Source organism: Pseudoxanthomonas kalamensis DSM 18571 (assembly GCF_010211745.1).
Lineage (GTDB): Bacteria > Pseudomonadota > Gammaproteobacteria > Xanthomonadales > Xanthomonadaceae > Pseudoxanthomonas_A > Pseudoxanthomonas_A kalamensis.
Window position 1 is genome coordinate 232,146 of record NZ_PDWQ01000004.1, and the last position, 17,685, is coordinate 249,830.

Below are 17,685 nucleotides of genomic sequence, written 5' to 3' on the forward strand. Positions count from 1 at the left end.
CAAAGGACCTGATTTCCCACTCTTCCGCCAGCTTCCCGGGCCGCGCGCTGCGCGGCCCGCGTCCATGGTGACCCCGTCGGTCCCTCGCGACGCTAGACCGAAAATCCCGCCAGGGCCGGAAGGCAGCAACGGTATCGGTCGACGCGGGTGCCGAGGTCAACCGGCGGGGTCGCCACCTTTTCGGCCCTCAAAGAAGCCGCCATTCACTCCATCCTGTCGTTGCGACGGCATCATTGTCCTGACTGCCTACTCATCGCGCGGCGCGCGCTCAGCCCAGATTCTGCCCGGCATGCGCCTGCAATGCGGTCGGTTCGGCCAGGATAATGACCTCACCGGGATGGGCGACCCGGTGCCCGCGCGCAGCCAGTTGTTCGCCTTCCGCCGTGCTGGCGTAGTGGTACAGCAGGCAGCGTTGCAGCAGCGCCGGCGGGTACTCGCGCTCCAGGTCGTCCACCCCGCTGTGCGAAGGGTTGCCGTGCAGGGCGCAATCGTGCGCGACCAGTTCGTTGTCGTCGGCGTAGCGCGCCAGCATTTCCGGGATCGGCCGGGTATCGCCGGTCCAGACCAGGCTGCCCTTCAGTCGTAAGCCGAACGCGCTCTGCGGCCAGTGGTGACGGACCGGGAACACCTCCAGGCGCACGCCCTGGTGCCAGAACGCCTCGCCGACCGGGATCACCTGGAAGGCGTCCCACAGGTTGACCCCGCCTTCGGCCAGCACGTTGGGGTATTCGCCGATGCGCTGGTGCAGCAATGGCAGCAGCGGCGCCGGCACGTACAGTTTGACCCGCCCGCGCCGCGCTTCGGAGAACCAGGCGCTGACGAACAGGCGCTCGAAGCCGGAGACATGATCCAGGTGCGCATGAGTCAGGAACAGCGCCGACGGATAGGCGCCGTCGTATTGTTCGAGGTAATGACTCAGGCCCTCGCCACCGCAGTCGATGGTCAGCCACGGGATGCCGTCGCGCTCCAGCGTGGCCATGGCGGATCCCAGTTCCACTGCGAAGGCGTTGCCGACGCCTTGCAGCCGCAGGGTCCAGGCCATCAGTAGCCGCGGCCCCAGACCGTATCGTAGGCGCGCCGCAGGCGGGCGAAGTCGTACTTCACTTCGTCCTCGCCGCGTTGGCCGCGCAATTTCAGCATCGAGCGCTGCAATCGCGCCAGGTTGCGTTCGCGCCAGCCGGTGGCCGGGATGCGCAGCGCGCAGCGGTCGAAATCGATGATCCAGCCCTTGCCCTGGCTGTCGAACAGCAGGTTGTGCGCGTTGAGGTCGGCATGGTCCAGGCCGGCACGATGGAAGCGCGCCACCAGCCGGCCGGCCTCTTCCCACGGCGCGTCGGACCCGGCCACCTGCATGCGGTCGGCCAGCGAGCGCACGTCCTGCAGCCGCTCCAGCAGGATCGAGGCCCGATAGCGCAGCCCTTCGCGCACATAGCTGGCGGCCACCGGCCGCGGTACCGGCAGGCCTTTCAGCAGCAGTGCGCGGGTCAGGTGGAATTCGGCGAAACTGCGGGTCCGGTCCGGTCCGGACCACCAGTAAAGGTCGCGGCTGAACTTCGCCGCCAGCCCGCCGCGCCGGTATTGCCGCAACACGCAAGGCGCGAACGGCGCATCGACGAACCAGGCGCCGCCGCGGCCGCCGCTGTCCACCGGGCGCGCCTTGTCGCCCCAGAATTCGGGTGACATCCATTCCGGCCTGGCTTGCCGAAAGCACTCGCGGTCGAACAGAATCGCTCCCAGCCCACGCTCCGTGTGGAACGGCGTCAGCGTTTCACGGGCATCGAAATCGATCATTCCTTCCGAGTCTATCAATACTTGCCCGCAATTCCTGCCTCGATCTGCATCCTGCGCCTGTCCGCGCTCGGCGATGTCACCCATGTTCTGCCACTGGTGCACACGCTGCAGGCGCACTGGCCGCAGACGCGTTTGCATTGGGTGATCGACAAGGCTGGGCACCGACTGCTGGAGGGCCTGCCCGGCGTGACCTTCCACGTCTACGACAAGAACAGCGGACTGGCCGGTATGCGCGCGCTGCGCCGGGAACTGCCTGCCGAGGGCTTCGACGTGCTGCTGCAGATGCAGGTAGCGGCCCGCGCCAACCTGCTGTCGGCCTTCATCCGCGCCCGCCGCCGGGTCGGCTACGACCGCGCGCGCTCCAAGGACCTGCATGGGCTGTTCGTCAACGAACGCATCCCCGACCGTCCCGGCATCCACGTGCTCGACGCCATGGGCAGCTTCTGCGAGCCGCTGGGCCTGAAGCAGACCGAGGTGAGTTGGAACCTGCCGGTTCCGGCGGCCGCACGCGAGTGGGCTGCCGCCCAGTGGCCACAGGACGGAACCCCGACCCTGCTGATTTCGCCCTGTTCCAGCCACGTGCGCCGCAACTGGTATCCCGACCGCCATGCCGCGGTCGCCGATCATGCGCTGGCGCACGGCTGGCGGGTGGTGCTGTGCGGCGGCCGCAGCGAACTGGAGCGCAGCACTGCCGACGCCATCGTCGCGGCGATGCGGGGCCAGGCGCTGGACCTGGTCGGCAAGGACACCCTGAAACAGCTGCCCGCCCTGCTCGAACGCGCCGACTTGGTCATGACCCCGGACTCCGGCCCCATGCACATCGCCAACGCCATGGGCACCAGGGTGCTGGGCCTGCATGCGGCCAGCAATCCGCGTCGCAGCGGTCCGTATTCGGATCTGCGCTACTGCGTGGACAAGTACGATGCTGCCGCGCGCAAGTATCTGGGCAAACCGGGCGAGGCGCTGCCGTGGGGCACCAAGATCGAATTCGACGACGTGATGGCGCTGGTCGAGGTCAAGGACGCGATTGCCGCGTTCGAACGCTATCGCGCCGACCAGCGGTAACCGCCAGAACCCGATACCGGCCGGGATTTTGCACTTGCAGCATTCATCCGAAAGCTCCATACGCCTGCGAACGTGATTGCGTTGTCATCTGCAGGCCGAATACTCTGTCCGCACCACAGGGGAGAACCGCACTTGAGCCTCGCTGCCCAATCCGCCGCACAGCTGCGCAAGCTGTGCAGCCACTATGCCCAGCCGCAGACCGGCAAGGCCATCGGACAACTGCTCAATACCCTGCCGCCGTTGCTGGCGCTGTGGGCGCTGATGGCCTGGAGCGTGGTCGGCGACTGGGGCTACGGCTGGACCTTGCTGATGGCGGTGCCCGCGGCCGGGTTCTACGTGCGCCTGTTCATCATCCAGCATGACTGCGGCCACGGCTCGTTCTTTCCCAGCCGCCGCGCCAACGACGTGGTCGGGCGCTGCCTGGGGGTGATCACCCTGTTCCCGTACGGCTACTGGAAGAAGACCCACGCCATCCACCACGGCAGTTCGGGCAATCTGGACAAGCGCGAGATCGGCGACATCATGACCCTGACCGTGGCCGAATACCGCGCCCGCTCATGGCTGGGCCGCCTGTCCTACCGCCTGTACCGCAGCGTGCCGGTGCTGCTGGGGGTGGGTCCGTTCTACCAGTTCGTCATCAAGCACCGCTTCCCGTTCGACCTGCCCTTCACCTGGAAGAAGGAATGGGCCAGCGTGATGCTCAACAACCTGATGCTGCTGCTGGCGATCGTGCTGCTGGGCTTCGCCATCGGCTGGCATACGGTGTTCCTGGTGCATCTGCCGATCGTGCTGCTGGCCGGCGCCACCGGCGTCTGGCTGTTCTACGTGCAGCACAATTTCGAAGGCGCCTACTGGGTGCGCAAGGACGGCTGGGATTCGGCCAAGGCCGCGATCGCCGGCAGTTCCTATTTCGACCTGCCGGCGGTCCTGCACTGGTTCACCGGCAACATCGGCTACCACCACATCCACCACCTGGCCAGCCGCATCCCCAATTACCGGCTGCGCGAGGCGTTCCAATCCAGCAGCCTGCTGCAGTCGGCACCGCGGCTGACCCTGTGGTCCAGCCTGAAGTGCGCGCGGCTCAAGCTGTGGGACGAGGAAAACCAGCGGATGATCGGATTCGGTCAACTCGCCAAGGCGACCGGCTGACACGGGAACGCAGCAGCGGCTGCAATCAGGGCGCCGCGCCGCTGCGATAGTCCTGGTAGGACTTTTCCTCGACGTAGCTGGAGCCCAGCGCCAGGTTGATCTCCTTCTTGATCCGTGCGCGTTCGTCGTTCTCGAAATACACGCTGCGCGCCAGTCGGATGAATTCGTCGTCGAATTCCTGCGCCTTTTCCTTCAGGCGGATGTCGTCCTCGATCTCCCACAGGCGCTCGTTGACCGCCTTCAGCTGACCACGCAGCGCCGCGATATCGTGGCCGGCGGCCGGGTGCGCCATCCACGTGCTTTCCAGCGCCGACAGTTCGTTGCGCACGTTGGTCAGCTTGGCCGGATCGCCGATGCGCTCGGACTTGATCTGCAGGATGGCGATCTTGTCGAGCAGTTCGCCGAAGGACACCGGGGTATGAATCTCGGACATGTGCATTCCCTGTAACCAAGTGGCGGCATTGTATGCCCTGCCATCCAAGCCGCCTACGCCTGCGGCTGGCGGATTTGACATTGGCACTGCCCGTGTCAGGATCGGGACATCACCACTCCCGGGAGATTGCCATGCTCCACTCCGCATTCCGCGTCCGTTCCCGACTGCTGCTCACGGGCACCTTGCTGACCTCGATTGCACTCATCTCCACGGCCAGCGCACAACAATCCAAGGATTCCGGCGGTTTCACCACCACGGACCAATCCAGGCTGAAGACGCCTGCACGATCCTCGCAGACCGCCAAGGGCGGGGTGAAGACCAGCGACTCCTCGGAAATCCGCTCCACCGACGACAGTAGCGTGCAGGTACAGGGCGGCAGCTTCGGCACCAGCGACACGTCCGAAACACGGTCGCAGTCCAGCACCATTCGCACGGACAGCGGACCGCACAACGAAGACCGCTCCAGCCTTTCCCGACCAGCGCAAAGCACGCTGAAGGTCGAATCGTCGCAGGTCAAGCCGGCTTCGCACTCGAAGCTGAAGAACGAACAGAGCACCCTGCGCGTCGAGAACGGCGACGACGGCAAGAAGCAGGACAAGAAGGGCGACTAGGCCGGCGACCGGTTCACTGCCTTCCGGACACGAAAAAGCCCCCGTTCGGGGGCTTTTCGTGCAACTGGCGGAGAGGGGGGGATTCGAACCCCCGAGGCGCTATTAACGCCTGCCTGATTTCGAGTCAGGTACATTCAACCGCTCTGCCACCTCTCCGGATCTGCTGCCCGGCGCGGACGCCGGGGGCGTGATGATAAGGACAGCGACCGGCGCGGACAAGCCGGCGCCGGCCTGCCGGCCTTATTTATTCGGCCGCCGTGCCCTCGCCTTCGGCCACGGCCTTCATCGACAGGCGGATGCGGCCCTGCTTGTCGACTTCCAGAACCTTGACCTTGACCACGTCGCCTTCCTTCAGCTTGTCGCTGACCTTCTCGACGCGCTCGGACGAGATCTGCGAGACGTGGACCAGGCCGTCCTTGCCGGGGGCGATGGTGACGAAGGCGCCGAAATCCATGATCTTGGCAACCTTGCCTTCGTAGATGCGACCCGGCTCGACGTCCGAGGTGATCTGCTCGATACGCGCCTTGGCGGCCTGCGCGGCGGCGCCGTTGACCGAGGCGATGGTGATCGTGCCGTCGTCCTGAATGTCGATCTGGGTCCCGGTTTCCTTGGTGATGGCCTGGATGGTCGAACCACCCTTGCCGATCACTTCGCGGATCTTGTCCGGGTGGATCTTGATCGTCAGCAGACGCGGCGCGTAATCGCTCAGTTCGGCGCGCGGCGCGGTCAGCGCGTTGGCCATCTCGCCGAGGATGTGCAGGCGACCGGCCTTGGCCTGCGCCAGCGCGGTCTTCATGATCTCCTCGGTGATGCCGTCGATCTTGATGTCCATCTGCAGCGCGGACACGCCTTCGGAGGTACCGGCCACCTTGAAGTCCATGTCGCCCAGGTGGTCTTCATCACCCAGGATGTCGCTCAGCACGACGTAACGGTCGCCTTCCTTCACCAGGCCCATGGCGATGCCCGCCACCGGCGCCTTGACCGGCACGCCGGCATCCATCAGCGCCAGCGAGCTGCCGCAGACCGAAGCCATCGACGAGGAACCGTTCGATTCGGTGATCTCGGACACCACGCGGATGGTGTACGGGAATTCTTCCAGCGACGGCATCACCGCCAGCACGCCACGCTTGGCCAGACGTCCGTGGCCGATCTCGCGGCGCTTCGGCCCCATCATGCGGCCGCACTCACCCACCGAGTACGGCGGGAAGTTGTAATGGAACAGGAAGTTTTCCTTGTACTCGCCGCTGACCGCATCGATCACCTGACCGTCGCGGGCGGTGCCCAAGGTGGTGATCACCATGGCCTGGGTCTCGCCGCGGGTGAACAGCGCCGAACCGTGGGTACGCGGCAGCACGCTGGCCTTCACGGTGATCGGGCGCACGGTATCCAGCGCACGGCCATCGATGCGGACCTTGGTGTCCAGCACCGAGTCACGCATGGTGCGGTACTCCAGTTCGCCGAACTCCTTGGACAGCTCGGCCGGATTCCAGCCCTCGGCCTCGACGCGACCAGCCAGCTGTTCGACCACGTCCTTCTTGATCGCGGCGATGGCGTCGCGGCGCTGCAGCTTGTCGCGCACCTGGAAGGCTTCGGCCAGCTTGCCGCCGACGGCTTCCTTCAGCGCGGAAATCAGCGCGTCGTTCTTGGCCGGGGCGACCCAGTCGCTCGGCTTGGTGCCGGCTTCGACGGTCAGCTCGTTGATCGCGTTGATGACCTTCTGCATCTCGCGATGGCCGAAGGTCACCGCGCCCAGCATCACCTCTTCGGACAGCAGCTGCGCTTCCGACTCGACCATCAGCACGGCGTTGGCGGTGCCGGCCACGACCAGCTCCAGCTGCGACTCGGCCAGTTCGCTGGCGGTCGGGTTGAGGATGTATTCGCCATCCTTGTAGCCGACCTTGGCGGCAGCGATCGGGCCCTGGAACGGGGTGCCGGCCAGGGCCAGGGCGGCGGAGGCGCCGATCATGGCCGGAATGTCGCCGTCCACTTCCGGGTTCAGCGACATCACCGTGGCGATGATCTGCACTTCGTTCTTGTACTCTTCCGGGAACAGCGGGCGGATCGGACGATCGATCAACCGCGAAATCAGCGTTTCCTTCTCGGTCGCGCGACCTTCGCGCTTGAAGAAGCCGCCGGGAATGCGGCCGCCGGCGTAGAACTTCTCCTGGTAGTCGACGGTCAGCGGGAAGAAGTCCTGGCCTTCGCGCGCGCTCTTGGCGGCGACGGCGGAGACCAGCACGACGGTGTCGTCCATCCGGACGATGACGGCGCCGCTGGCCTGGCGAGCGATCTCGCCGGTCTCCAGGGTCACAGTGTGTTTGCCGTACTGGAAGGTCTTGGTGATTTTTGCCACGTTGGTTCCTTAAGGAAGCTTTCTTGACTGGACCGTCCGGAACCCCTGCCCCGGGCGGGTGGCCGTGCAGCCGGCCGGTGATGCGATTGCGTGTTGCGGAAAAACGAACCGCGGCGCATCACTGCGCCGCGGCGGGTATCTGGATCAACGGCGCAGACCGAGTTTCTCGATCAGGGTCTTGTAGCGGTCGCCGTCCTTGCGCTTGAGGTAGTCGAGCAGGCTGCGGCGGCGGTTGACCAGCTGCAGCAGGCCGCGCCGGCTGTGATGGTCCTTCTTGTGGGTCTTGAAGTGCTCGCTGAGCTGTTCGATGCGGGCGGTGATCAGGGCCACCTGGACTTCCGGCGAACCGGTATCGTTGGTGCCGCGCGCGTGCTCGGCGATGACTTTCTGGGTATCGATGGACATGGTCGTTTCTCTTTTCTGGATGCGTGACCGGCAGGAACGCGGGCTGTCCTCCGCGCGCACCACCTGGCTCGCCGTTTACTGTCGATTGGGAGTGGCCGTGAAGGCCGATGTGCCGAAAATCGGCGCGCGTATTGTAGTCGCAGCCGCCTTTTGAAACAAGGCGTTAACAATCCCCGTCCGGGGAGATGTCGGGCCGGTTGAACAGCCGCTGCGGCGCCAGTCGGTCCTCCCCGTCCAGGCTACCCAGGCCCAGTGCCAAGCCCTCGGGGCCGAACACCGCCACCGGCCCGGGGCGCCCGGGTACCCCGGCCAACCGCTGCCCCTGACGGAAACGCAGCGCGGCCGCCTCGGTCAGCTCGACCGGCGGCAGCCCGACCAGCCCCGCCTCCAGCGGCAGCAGACAGGCGTCCAGCGACCGTTCGTCGCGAGCGGCCAGTTCGCGCAACGCCTCCAGCGTCCACATCCGCGGTTCGCGAAACGGGTCCACCCACAGCCGCCGCAGTTCCTGCACATGGGCGCCGCAGCCCAGCGCCTCGCCCAGGTCGCGGACCAGGCTGCGCACATAGGTTCCGGAACCGCATTCCACCTGCAGCCGTAGCAGCGGCTCGCCGTCGTCCAGCAGGTCGGCAGCCGATTGCAGTTCGAAGCGGTGCACGGTCACCGGACGGGTTTCCACATCCACCGCTTCGCCGCGGCGCGCCTTGGCGTACAAGGGTTCGCCGCCGCGCTTGAGCGCCGAATAGATCGGCGGGCGCTGTTGCAGCGAGCCGGTCAGCGAGCGCAGGACCGCATCCAGCCGGCCCAGCGGGATCGGCGGCACTGGGCGTTCGCGCAACACCTGGCCTTCGGCGTCGTCGGTATCGGTGGTGACGCCCAGCCGGGCGACGGTGTCGTAGGCCTTGCGCGCGCCGAGCAGGCTGCCGGCGATCTTGGTGGCCTCGCCGAAGCACAAAGGCAGCAACCCGGTCGCCAGCGGGTCCAGGCTGCCGGTATGCCCGCCCTTGGCCGCGCGGAACAGGTGCCGCGCCTGCTGCAGGGCCTGGTTGGAGCTGAGCCCGGACGGCTTGTCCAGCAGCAGGATGCCGTCCAGCGGGCGGAAGCGGGTCTTTTTCGGCTTCTGCGTCATCGGCGCGATTGTAGGCGCGGGAAGGCGGAAGCGCCGCTGCGGGTAGCCACGCGCCGCGGCGCGGCCGTCATTGCGATTCGTCGGACCCGTCGTGGTGCGGCAATTCGCTCAGCAGGCGGTCGATGCGCTCGCCGCGGTCGACCGAGTCGTCGTAGTGGAAGTGCAGCTCCGGCACATGGCGCAGCTTGATCGCCCGCGCCAGCGCCATCCGCAGCTCGCGCGCAAGCTCCTTCAACCCCTTCACCGCCTCGGCGGAACGCTCCGGTTGCAGCGCGGTCACGTACACCTTGGCATGGGCCAGGTCGCGGGTGACCTCGACGTCGGACACGCTGACCGAAGGCAACCCGTACTCGCGCACGGCCTCGTGCACCAGCGTGCCCAGCTCGCGGCGGAGCTGGGCGGAAACGCGATCGGTGCGGTGGAAGGACTTGGAAGGCATGATTCAGGAGCGAGTGAAGAGGGAAGAGAAACGAGTGGAAGCGGGATAGGATCGACGAAACTCGTTCCTCATTCTTCTCCACTCGTTCCCCGCTTCATTACAGCGTGCGCTGCACCTCGATGCGCTCGAAGCATTCGATCTGGTCGCCGGCCTTGACATCGTCGTAGGCCTTCACGCCGATACCGCATTCGGTGCCGTTGCGCACTTCCTCGACGTTCTCCTTGAAGCGACGTAGCGATTCCAGTTCGCCTTCGAAAATTACGGTGTTGTCGCGCAACACGCGGATCGGGCGCGACTTCTTGACCACGCCTTCGACCACCATGCAGCCGGCGACCGCGCCGAACTTGGAGCTGCGGAACACGTCGCGGACCTCGGCGATACCGATGATCTCTTCGCGGATCTCCACGCCCAGCAGGCCGGACGCCACCTGCTTCACCTGGTCGATCACGTCGTAGATGATCGAGAAGTAGCGCAGGTCCACGCCGTTGGTCTCGACGATCCGGCGCGCGGAGGCGTCCGCACGCACGTTGAAGCCGATCATCGTGGCCTTGGAGGTCACCGCCGCGTTGGCATCGGATTCGGTGATCCCGCCGACGCCGGAGCTGAGGATGTTGATGCGGATCTGCTCGTTGGACAGCGCGGTCAGCGAATGCCGCAGCGCCTCCACCGAACCCTGCACGTCGGCCTTGACGATCAGGTTGAGGACCTGCTGGCCCTCGCCCTTGCCCATCTGGGCCATGATGTCTTCCATGCGGTTGCCCGCCGCCTGCACCAGACGCGACTCGCGGCGCTTGGCGTCGCGCTGCTGGGCCACGTCCTTGGCCAGGCGCTCGTCCTCGACCACGACGAAGTCGTCGCCGGCATCCGGCACGCCGGACAGGCCGAGGATCTGCACCGGGATCGACGGACCGGCCGAATCCGGCTGATTGCCGGATTCGTCGAACAGTGCGCGCACGCGGCCGTACTGCACGCCGCAGACCAGGTAGTCGCCCTTTTCCAGCTTGCCCTGCTGCACCAGCACCGTCGCCACCGGGCCGCGGCCCTTGTCCAGCGAGGATTCGATCACCACGCCGCTGGCGCGGCCGTCGGCCACCGCCTTCAGCTCCAGCACTTCGGCCTGCAGCGAGATCGCGTCGAGCAGTTCGTCCACGCCCTGCCCGGTCTTGGCCGACAGTTCGACCATCTGGATGTCGCCGCCGAATTCCTCGGCCACGACTTCCTGCGCCAGCAGTTCGTTCTTGACCCGCTGCGGATCGGCTTCGGACTTGTCGACCTTGTTGATCGCCACGATCAGCGGCACGCCGGCGGCGCGGCTGTGCTGGATCGCCTCGATCGTCTGCGGCATCACGCTGTCGTCGGCGGCCACCACCAGCACCACGATGTCGGTCAGCTTGGCGCCGCGGGCGCGCATGGCGGTGAACGCGGCATGTCCGGGGGTGTCGAGGAAGCTGATCACGCCCTTCGGCGTTTCCACGTGATAGGCGCCGATGTGCTGGGTGATGCCGCCGGCTTCGCCGGTGGCGACCTTGGTGCGGCGGATGTAATCCAGCAGCGACGTCTTGCCGTGGTCGACGTGGCCCATGATGGTGACCACCGGCGGGCGCGGGAGCTTGTCGCCCTGCACTTCCTCGGCATGCGCCAGCAGCGCGTCCTCGGCGTCCTCGCTTTCGGCGCGAACGGCCCTGTGGCCCAGTTCCTCGGTGACCAGTACCGCGGTGTCGTGATCGATGCTCTGGGTAATGGTGGCCATCACCCCCATCTTGAACAGCGCCTTGACCACGTCGCCGCCCTTCAGCGCCAGCTTCTGCGCCAGATCGGCCACGGTGATGGTTTCGCCGATGGCGATCTCGCGCACCACCGGCGCGGTCGGACGCTCGAATCCGTGCGCGCCGCCACCGCCGCCACGCGACGGCTCCATTCCGCGCCTGGGCTTCGGCTTGCCGCGGGCCGCACCGCGGCGGGCGCGGTCGGCCGCGCTCAGGTGCAGCTGACCGGCGAAGCGGCTGGCGTTTTCGTCGTCCTCGATACCCGAGACCATGGCGTGCGAGCCGCGAGTCTTGTGCCGGTGTCCGGCGGAACGGTCGTCGGCGCGCGGCGGGTCCTTGCGCGGAGCGCTCTTGGGCGCATGCGCCGCGCCGCGCGGGGCACGCGGACTATCGGTGGCGTCCTCCAGCGCGGCAGCGGCGGCTTCCGCCTCGGCGGCGGCACGCTGGCGCTCGGCTTCAGCCTGCTCGGCCTCCTCACGCTCGCGCTGCTCGGCGCGCTGGCGATCCTTCTCCGCCAACTCGCGCTGTTCTTCCAGGTTGCGCTGCTTGGATTCTTCCAGCTTGCGCAGGATTTCCTCGCGTTCGGCGCTGACGGTCTTGTCCGCAGCCGCTTCGCCGCTCTCACTGGGCTTGACGTAGGTACGCTTCTGCCGCACCTCCACGTTGACCGTGGTCTTGCTGCGACCGGCGGCCACCGTCACTTCCTGGACCTTGCGCCGGCTCAGGGTGATCTTCTTCGGCGCGGCGACCTCTTCGGCCGGCTTGCTGCCCTTCCCATGGGCACGCTTCAGGAAGCCCAGCAACTTGAGCTTCTCGGCGCTGGTCACGACCTGATCGGGATCGGCGAACTTCATGCCCGCCTCGGACAACTGCTCGAGCAGTTTCTCGACCGGCGTATTGACCAGTTCGGCAAGCTTGCGGATGGTGGTTTGCTGCGTCATTCGAATCCTGCGTTTTGCGTTCTGCCCTCCGCATCAACCCGGAGGGGGTGTCGATTTTAGCCCTGTTGGCAAACGGGCCGCGTTCATGTCCGGCTCATTCGCCGCGCTCCAGACGGGCGATCTCCTCGGCGCGGGCCGCCAGGATCAGTGCCGCGGCGCGCTCGTCGTCCAGGCCCTCGATGCCGAACTCGACCACCTCGTCAGCGGCCAGGTCGGACAGGTCCTCGCTGGTGCGCACGCCGTGCGCGGCCAGGGCGAAGGCGGTGTCCTCGTCCATGCCTTCCAGCGCCAGCAGGTCCTCGGTCGGCTGGTTCTCGTCCAGCTCTTCCTCCTCGGCCAGCGCTTCGTTGAGCAGGGCGTCGCGGGCGCGGGCGCGCAGTTCCTCGACGATGTCCTCGTCGAAGCCCTCCACCGCCAGCAGCTCGCCGACCGGCACGTAGGCGATTTCCTCGACCGTGCTGAAGCCCTCGCTGACCAGGATGGCGGCGATTTCCTCGTCGACTTCCAGCTTGGCCATGAACAGTTCGCGCGCGGCGGCCTGCTCGGCCTCGCTCTTGGCCTGCACTTGGTCGGCGGTCATCACGTTGAGTTGCCAGCCGGTCAGGCGGCTGGCCAGGCGCACGTTCTGCCCGCCCTTGCCGATCGCCTGGGCCAGGCGGTCTTCGGCGACGGCCAGGTCCATCGAATGCTTTTCCTCGTCGACGATGATCGACTGCACCTCGGCCGGCGCCATCGCGTTGATGACGAAGTTGGCCGGGTTGTCGTTCCACAGCACGATATCCACGCGCTCGCCGTTGAGCTCGTTCGACACCGCCTGCACGCGCGAACCGCGCATGCCGATGCAGGCGCCGATCGGGTCGGTGCGGGTGTCGTGGGCGAGCACGGCGATCTTGGCGCGGTCGCCGGGGTCACGCGCGCAGGCCTTGATTTCGACCAGCCCTTGGCCGACTTCCGGCACTTCCAGCTTGAACAGCTCGATCATGAATTCCGGCGCGGCGCGGCTGATGAACAACTGCGGGCCGCGCGGCTCGGAACGCACGTCGAACAGGTAGCCGCGAACGCGGTCGCCGGTGCGCAGCATGTCGCGCGGAATGCCCTTGTCCTTGGGAATGAAGGCCTCGGCGTTGCCGCCCAGGTCGACGTAGATGTTGCCGCGCTCGGCGCGCTTGACCACGCCGGTGACCAGTTCGCCGACGCGATCCTTCCACGCATCGACGACCTGCTGGCGCTCGGCCTCGCGCACGCGCTGGACGATGACCTGCTTGGCGGCCTGGGCGGCGATGCGGCCGAATTCGGCGTTCTCGATCTGCTCCTCGATGTAGTCACCGACCTCGACGCCTTCGGCTTCGTCCACCGCATCCATCAGCCGCAGCTGGCGGTCCGGCGACTCCATCACCACGTCGTCGGCCACCACCTCCCAGCGACGGAAGGTTTCGTAGGTGCCGTCCTTCTGGTCGATGCTGACCCGAGTCAGCACGTCCTCGTCGGGGTAGCGCTTCTTCGCCGCCGAAGCCAGCGCAGCCTCGATCGCGTCGAAAATCACTTCGCGCGGCACGCCCTTCTCGTTGGCCACCGCATCGACTACCAGCAACAGTTCCTTACTCATCTCTTAAGCTCTCTGGAAACTCGCGAATCTCGCACCGGATGCGCCGGACCACCGCGCATCCCCCGCCACGGCGCGGAAACCGCGCCACGTCGCCCCTCCGGACCGAAGAGGCCTTCTTGTCTCTGACTCCGATACCCCGTTACCGCGCCACCTTGGTCGGACCGGCCGCTGCCGCTTTCCGCGACGGCTTGCCGGTCCCCGCCTTCTTCTTCGGCTGCGGCGCCATGCCCAGCGCCACCCAGTCCGGCACCAGCCGGGCCTTGTCGATGTTGTCGTGCGCGACCGCCACTTCATCGCCCGATTCCAGCGCGAACACGATCCGATCGCCATCGATGCGGACGACCGTTCCCTGCAGGCGCCGGCGACCATCCTGCGGCAGCTTCAGCATCGCCTTGACGGTTTCGCCGCGGAAACGGGCGAACTGCGCCGGCGCGAACAGCGGCCGGTCCACGCCGGGCGAAGACACTTCCAGCGTGTAGTTACCGCTGATCGGGTCTTCCACGTCCAGCTGCGCCGACACTTCGCGGCTGACCGCCTCGCAATCGTCGATGTTGACGGTGCGGGCGTCGCGCTCGGCTTCGGCCACGTCGATGTACAGGCGCAAGGTGGCGCCGCCCGGCGCGGGCAGGTATTCCGCCCCCAGCAGCTCCAGCCCGAGGGCCTGCACCGTCGGGGCCAGCAGATTCGCGATGTGGCTTGCCTTCTCGCTCATGCAACCGAAACACCTGAAGAAAAACGCCTTCCGGAAAAGGCAAGGGGCCCAATGGGCCCCTTGTCCGATGACGCTGGATGCGAACGGCGCCAGCAGCATGCGCCTTTCGCGAGCCCGAGTCCCGATCGGTAGTGCCAGGGCACGACCGGGACCGGAAACTTGGTAGCGGGGGCAGGATTTGAACCTGCGACCTTCGGGTTATGAGCCCGACGAGCTGCCAGACTGCTCCACCCCGCAGCAGAAGCGGAATTATGCGGAACCGGCCGGATTGTTGCAAGTGCGCTGCACCCGGGCGGTGCAGCCGGCGGTCATGCGAAGGCGCGCTGGCACCAGGCCAGGATCGGGCTCCAGGCCACGCCCAGGGCCAGCAGGGCCAGCGCATTGACCCCGAACACCACCGGCAACACGCGCCCGCTGCGCGGCGGATGGACCTCGCCTTCCGGCTCGTCGAAATACATCACCTTGACCACGCGCAGGTAGTAGAAGGCGCCGATCACTGCGCAGATCACCGCCAGGATCACCAGCCACAGCAGGTCGCCGCCCAGCGCGGCGCGCAGCACCACCAGCTTGGCCCAGAAGCCGAGGAACGGCGGCACGCCGGCCAGCGATGCCATCACGCACAGCACCAGCCCGGCCTGCCACGGATTGCGCGCGTTCAGGCCCTTGAAGTCGTCGATCTGATCGGCTTCGAACCCCTGCCGCGACAGCACGATGATGGCGCCGAACGCGGCCGCCGACATCAGTGCATAGGACAGCGCGTAGAACAGCGCCGCCGCGTATCCGGTCGGGGTGCCGCCGGCCAAACCAAGCAGCAGGAAGCCGATGTGCGACACGGTCGAATACGCCAGCATGCGCTTCAGGTTGCTTTGCATCAGCGCGACCAGGTTGCCGATCACCAGCGAAGCGGCGGCCAGGCCGGCCAGCAGCAGATGCCACTGTTCAGCCAACGGCCCCACCCCGCTTTCCAGCAGACGATAGGCCATGCCGAAGGCGGCGATCTTCGGTGCCGCGCTGATGAACAACGTCACCGGCGTCGGCGCGCCTTGGTAAACGTCCGGCAGCCACATGTGGAACGGCGCCGCGCCCAGCTTGAAGGCGGTACCGGCCACCATGAACACCACCCCGGTCAGCAGCATCGTGCGGTCCGGCGCCGCATCCACCGCCGTGTGGATCGCCGACAATTCCAGTGTTCCGGTCGCGCCATAGACCAGCGACATGCCATACAGCAGCAAGCCGGAGGCGATCGAACCTAGCACGATGTACTTCATCGCTGCCTCGGTGGACAGCGGGTCGTCGCGGTTCAGCGCCACCAGCGCGTAAGAGCACAGCGCCAGCAGTTCCAGGCCCAGATAGACCATCACCAGACTGCCGGCCGAAACCAGCATCATCATGCCCAGGGTGGCGAACAGCACCAGCACCGGCACCTCGCCAACATACAGCTTGCGCTCGCGTAGCCAGGTCCACGCATACACCAGCGACAGCCCGCTGAAGAACACGGTGGCCATCTTGGCCACTTCGGCCATGCCGTCGCGCACGAACATGCCGTGGAATACCGTGCCCTGCCCGCCCGCGCCGCAGGCCAGCATGACCAGGACCACGGCCAGCAGCAGCAGCGACAGTGCATGGGTCACGACCCGGCGCGAAGCATCGAGGAACACATCGACGATCAGCAGAGCGAACGCGCCCGCAGTCAGGACCAGCTCCGGTAGCAGGGGCATCAGGTCAACCGTGGTGGGCAGGGCTGGTGTAGTCATCTGGATTCCTTACAGCTTGCTGCCGGCAATCTGCATTGCCAGTTGCGCGATCGACGGCTCCATCAGGTCGGTCAGCGGCTTGGGATAAATACCCAGCGCCAGCACGCCCAGCGCGAACACGCCCAGCACCAGCGCTTCGCGCCCGTTGATGTCCTTGAGTTCGGCGACGTGGCTGTTGGCGACCTCGCCGTACAGCACGCGCTTGACCAGCCACAGGGTGTAGCCGGCGCCGATGATCAGGGTCAGCGCCGCGACCAGCGCGATGAACGGGTGCGCCTGGAAGGCGGCCAGGATCACCATGAATTCGCCGACGAAGCCGCTGGTGCCCGGCAGGCCGGAATTGGCCATGCCGAAGAACACGAACAGCACCGCGAACCAGGGCATCACGTTGGCCACGCCGCCGTAGTCGCGGATCATGCGGGTATGCATGCGGTCGTACAGCACGCCGACGCAGGAGAACATCGCGCCGGACACGAAGCCGTGCGAGATCATCTGCACCATGCTGCCCTGCAGGGCCAGGCGCGCGCCGTCCAGGTTGTTGCCGTCGCGCAGCAGGCCGAAGGCGATGAACACGCCCAGGGTCACGAAGCCCATGTGCGAAACCGACGAGTACGCGATCAGCTTCTTCATGTCGTCCTGCACCAGCGCGACCAGGCCGACATAGACCACCGCGATCAGCGACAGCACGATCACCAGCATCGCCCACTCGTGCCCGGCGTCGGGGACGATCGGCAGGCTGAAGCGCAGGAAGCCGTAGCCGCCGATCTTCAGCATGATCGCTGCCAGGATCACCGAACCGGCGGTCGGCGCCTCAACGTGCGCGTCGGGCAACCAGGTATGCACCGGGAACATCGGCACCTTGACCGCGAACGCGACCAGGAAGGCGAAGAACAGCCAGGTCTGCTCCTTGGCGTTCAGCGGCATCGCGTACAGGTCGGCGAACTGGAAGCTGCCGCCCTTGACGTACAGGTAGATCAGCCCGACCAGCATCAGCACCGAGCCGAGGAAGGTGTACAGGAAGAACTTGACCGAGGCGTAGATGCGCCGCGGACCACCCCAGACGCCGATGATCAGGAACATCGGGATTAGCATCGCCTCGAAGAACACGTAGAACAGCATGGCGTCGGTGGCGCTGAACACGCCCACCATCATGCCCTCGAGGATCAGGAACGCGGCCACGTACTGATTGACCCGCTTCTGGATCACCTCCCAGGCACCGATCAAGGCCAGCACCGTGGTCAGCGTGGTCAGCACTATCAGCGCCACCGAGATGCCGTCGGCGCCGAGCGCGTACCAGATGTCGAAGGCCGGAATCCAAGCCCGCTTCTCGACGAACTGCATCGACGGATCGGCCATGTCCATGCCGAACAGGCCCAGGCTGACCACGAAGGTCAGCAGCGCCACCCCCAGCGCGGTCCAGCGCGCCACCGAGGCACGCTGCCCCAGGGCGAGCACGATGACGCCACCCAGGATGGGCAGCCAGATAAGGATGCTGAGCAGTGGCCAGTTCGACACGAGTACTTTTCCGCCCGAT

Annotated in this window: 16 protein-coding genes, 2 tRNA genes and 1 other RNA gene; 5 read left to right on the plus strand and 14 right to left on the minus strand. The window is 66.5% G+C overall.

Translation table 11 applies throughout. From position 1 onward, the window contains the following. The first annotated feature begins 73 nt into the window (after positions 1-73). Positions 74-170: signal recognition particle sRNA small type (ffs, locus tag CSC70_RS09695), an RNA gene on the plus strand. A 98-nt stretch (positions 171-268) separates the two neighbouring features. Here the strand turns inward: ffs and CSC70_RS09700 are convergent. Then, the gene (locus tag CSC70_RS09700) at positions 269-1,042 is read right to left on the minus strand and encodes an MBL fold metallo-hydrolase (RefSeq protein ID WP_162456439.1); all 774 of its coding nucleotides are present in this window, start codon (positions 1,040-1,042) and stop codon (positions 269-271) included. Beyond that, positions 1,042-1,791: a 3-deoxy-D-manno-octulosonic acid kinase gene (locus tag CSC70_RS09705; protein ID WP_162456440.1), complete on the minus strand. Its 750-nt coding sequence runs from the start codon at positions 1,789-1,791 to the stop codon at positions 1,042-1,044. The genes CSC70_RS09700 and CSC70_RS09705 overlap by 1 nt, the downstream gene beginning before the upstream one ends. A gap of 21 nt (positions 1,792-1,812) precedes the next feature. Here CSC70_RS09705 and CSC70_RS09710 point away from each other — a divergent pair, with 21 nt between their 5' ends. Both CSC70_RS09710 and CSC70_RS09715 read left to right on the plus strand, forming a co-directional pair. Beyond that, positions 1,813-2,856, plus strand: coding sequence for a glycosyltransferase family 9 protein (locus tag CSC70_RS09710; protein ID WP_211369464.1), 1,044 nt, complete (start codon positions 1,813-1,815; stop codon positions 2,854-2,856). Between the two features lie 132 nt (positions 2,857-2,988). Then, complete coding sequence (locus CSC70_RS09715) at positions 2,989-4,005, plus strand: fatty acid desaturase (protein WP_162456441.1); 1,017 nt, start codon at positions 2,989-2,991, stop codon at positions 4,003-4,005. 25 nt (positions 4,006-4,030) lie between these two features. On the opposite strand, the gene CSC70_RS09720 is transcribed toward CSC70_RS09715, so the two are convergent. Beyond that, entirely contained in the window at positions 4,031-4,438 is a 408-nt protein-coding gene (locus tag CSC70_RS09720; RefSeq protein WP_162456442.1) for a DUF6165 family protein, read from the minus strand. A gap of 131 nt (positions 4,439-4,569) precedes the next feature. Between CSC70_RS09720 and CSC70_RS09725 the strand changes: the two genes are divergently transcribed. Beyond that, complete coding sequence (locus CSC70_RS09725; protein ID WP_162456443.1) at positions 4,570-5,049, plus strand: hypothetical protein; 480 nt, start codon at positions 4,570-4,572, stop codon at positions 5,047-5,049. 65 nt (positions 5,050-5,114) lie between these two features. On the opposite strand, the gene CSC70_RS09730 is transcribed toward CSC70_RS09725, so the two are convergent. From CSC70_RS09730 to rpsO, 3 genes are all read right to left on the minus strand, one after another. Further along, positions 5,115-5,205 (minus strand) — tRNA-Ser (locus CSC70_RS09730). Between the two features lie 88 nt (positions 5,206-5,293). After that, positions 5,294-7,402, minus strand: coding sequence for a polyribonucleotide nucleotidyltransferase (gene pnp, locus CSC70_RS09735; protein WP_162456444.1), 2,109 nt, complete (start codon positions 7,400-7,402; stop codon positions 5,294-5,296). A gap of 144 nt (positions 7,403-7,546) precedes the next feature. Continuing rightward, the gene (gene rpsO / locus CSC70_RS09740; RefSeq protein ID WP_162456445.1) at positions 7,547-7,807 is read right to left on the minus strand and encodes a 30S ribosomal protein S15; all 261 of its coding nucleotides are present in this window, start codon (positions 7,805-7,807) and stop codon (positions 7,547-7,549) included. Between rpsO and CSC70_RS09745 the strand changes: the two genes are divergently transcribed. After that, positions 7,800-7,961, plus strand: a complete 162-nt coding sequence (locus tag CSC70_RS09745; protein ID WP_162456446.1) for a hypothetical protein — start codon at positions 7,800-7,802, stop codon at positions 7,959-7,961. The two genes, rpsO and CSC70_RS09745, sit on opposite strands and share 8 nt — an antisense overlap. Before the next feature lie 9 nt (positions 7,962-7,970). On the opposite strand, the gene truB is transcribed toward CSC70_RS09745, so the two are convergent. The 8 genes from truB to CSC70_RS09785 all read right to left on the minus strand — a co-directional run bounded on the left by truB (position 7,971) and on the right by CSC70_RS09785 (position 17,666). Next, the gene (gene truB, locus CSC70_RS09750) at positions 7,971-8,933 is read right to left on the minus strand and encodes a tRNA pseudouridine(55) synthase TruB (protein ID WP_162456447.1); all 963 of its coding nucleotides are present in this window, start codon (positions 8,931-8,933) and stop codon (positions 7,971-7,973) included. A gap of 67 nt (positions 8,934-9,000) precedes the next feature. Continuing rightward, positions 9,001-9,372 (minus strand): 30S ribosome-binding factor RbfA, encoded by a 372-nt coding sequence (rbfA, locus tag CSC70_RS09755; protein ID WP_162456448.1) that lies wholly within the window; start codon positions 9,370-9,372, stop codon positions 9,001-9,003. Between the two features lie 97 nt (positions 9,373-9,469). After that, on the minus strand, positions 9,470-12,079 hold the full coding sequence (infB, locus tag CSC70_RS09760) for a translation initiation factor IF-2 (protein ID WP_162456449.1): 2,610 nt from the start codon (positions 12,077-12,079) through the stop codon (positions 9,470-9,472). A gap of 94 nt (positions 12,080-12,173) precedes the next feature. Beyond that, positions 12,174-13,685, minus strand: a complete 1,512-nt coding sequence (gene nusA / locus CSC70_RS09765; RefSeq protein ID WP_162456450.1) for a transcription termination factor NusA — start codon at positions 13,683-13,685, stop codon at positions 12,174-12,176. Between the two features lie 139 nt (positions 13,686-13,824). Next, positions 13,825-14,397 (minus strand): ribosome maturation factor RimP, encoded by a 573-nt coding sequence (locus tag CSC70_RS09770; protein ID WP_162456451.1) that lies wholly within the window; start codon positions 14,395-14,397, stop codon positions 13,825-13,827. Positions 14,398-14,557: 160 nt separating this feature from the next. Then, positions 14,558-14,634, minus strand: a tRNA-Met gene (locus tag CSC70_RS09775). Between the two features lie 71 nt (positions 14,635-14,705). Continuing rightward, positions 14,706-16,151: an NADH-quinone oxidoreductase subunit NuoN gene (gene nuoN, locus CSC70_RS09780; RefSeq protein ID WP_162456452.1), complete on the minus strand. Its 1,446-nt coding sequence runs from the start codon at positions 16,149-16,151 to the stop codon at positions 14,706-14,708. 9 nt (positions 16,152-16,160) lie between these two features. Beyond that, on the minus strand, positions 16,161-17,666 hold the full coding sequence (locus tag CSC70_RS09785) for an NADH-quinone oxidoreductase subunit M (protein ID WP_162456453.1): 1,506 nt from the start codon (positions 17,664-17,666) through the stop codon (positions 16,161-16,163). Positions 17,667-17,685 lie beyond the last annotated feature (19 nt).

Coding starts and splice junctions, on each gene's coding strand:
- CSC70_RS09700 (WP_162456439.1), bottom strand. CDS start 1,042: ATGGCCTGGACCCTGCGGCTGCAAGGCGTCGGCAACGCCTTCGCAGTG.
- CSC70_RS09705 (WP_162456440.1), bottom strand. CDS start 1,791: ATGATCGATTTCGATGCCCGTGAAACGCTGACGCCGTTCCACACGGAG.
- CSC70_RS09720 (WP_162456442.1), bottom strand. CDS start 4,438: ATGTCCGAGATTCATACCCCGGTGTCCTTCGGCGAACTGCTCGACAAG.
- CSC70_RS09725 (WP_162456443.1), top strand. CDS start 4,570: ATGCTCCACTCCGCATTCCGCGTCCGTTCCCGACTGCTGCTCACGGGC.
- CSC70_RS09745 (WP_162456446.1), top strand. CDS start 7,800: ATGGACATGGTCGTTTCTCTTTTCTGGATGCGTGACCGGCAGGAACGC.
- rpsO (WP_162456445.1), bottom strand. CDS start 7,807: ATGTCCATCGATACCCAGAAAGTCATCGCCGAGCACGCGCGCGGCACC.
- truB (WP_162456447.1), bottom strand. CDS start 8,933: ATGACGCAGAAGCCGAAAAAGACCCGCTTCCGCCCGCTGGACGGCATC.
- rbfA (WP_162456448.1), bottom strand. CDS start 9,372: ATGCCTTCCAAGTCCTTCCACCGCACCGATCGCGTTTCCGCCCAGCTC.
- infB (WP_162456449.1), bottom strand. CDS start 12,079: ATGACGCAGCAAACCACCATCCGCAAGCTTGCCGAACTGGTCAATACG.
- nusA (WP_162456450.1), bottom strand. CDS start 13,685: ATGAGTAAGGAACTGTTGCTGGTAGTCGATGCGGTGGCCAACGAGAAG.
- CSC70_RS09770 (WP_162456451.1), bottom strand. CDS start 14,397: ATGAGCGAGAAGGCAAGCCACATCGCGAATCTGCTGGCCCCGACGGTG.
- nuoN (WP_162456452.1), bottom strand. CDS start 16,151: ATGACTACACCAGCCCTGCCCACCACGGTTGACCTGATGCCCCTGCTA.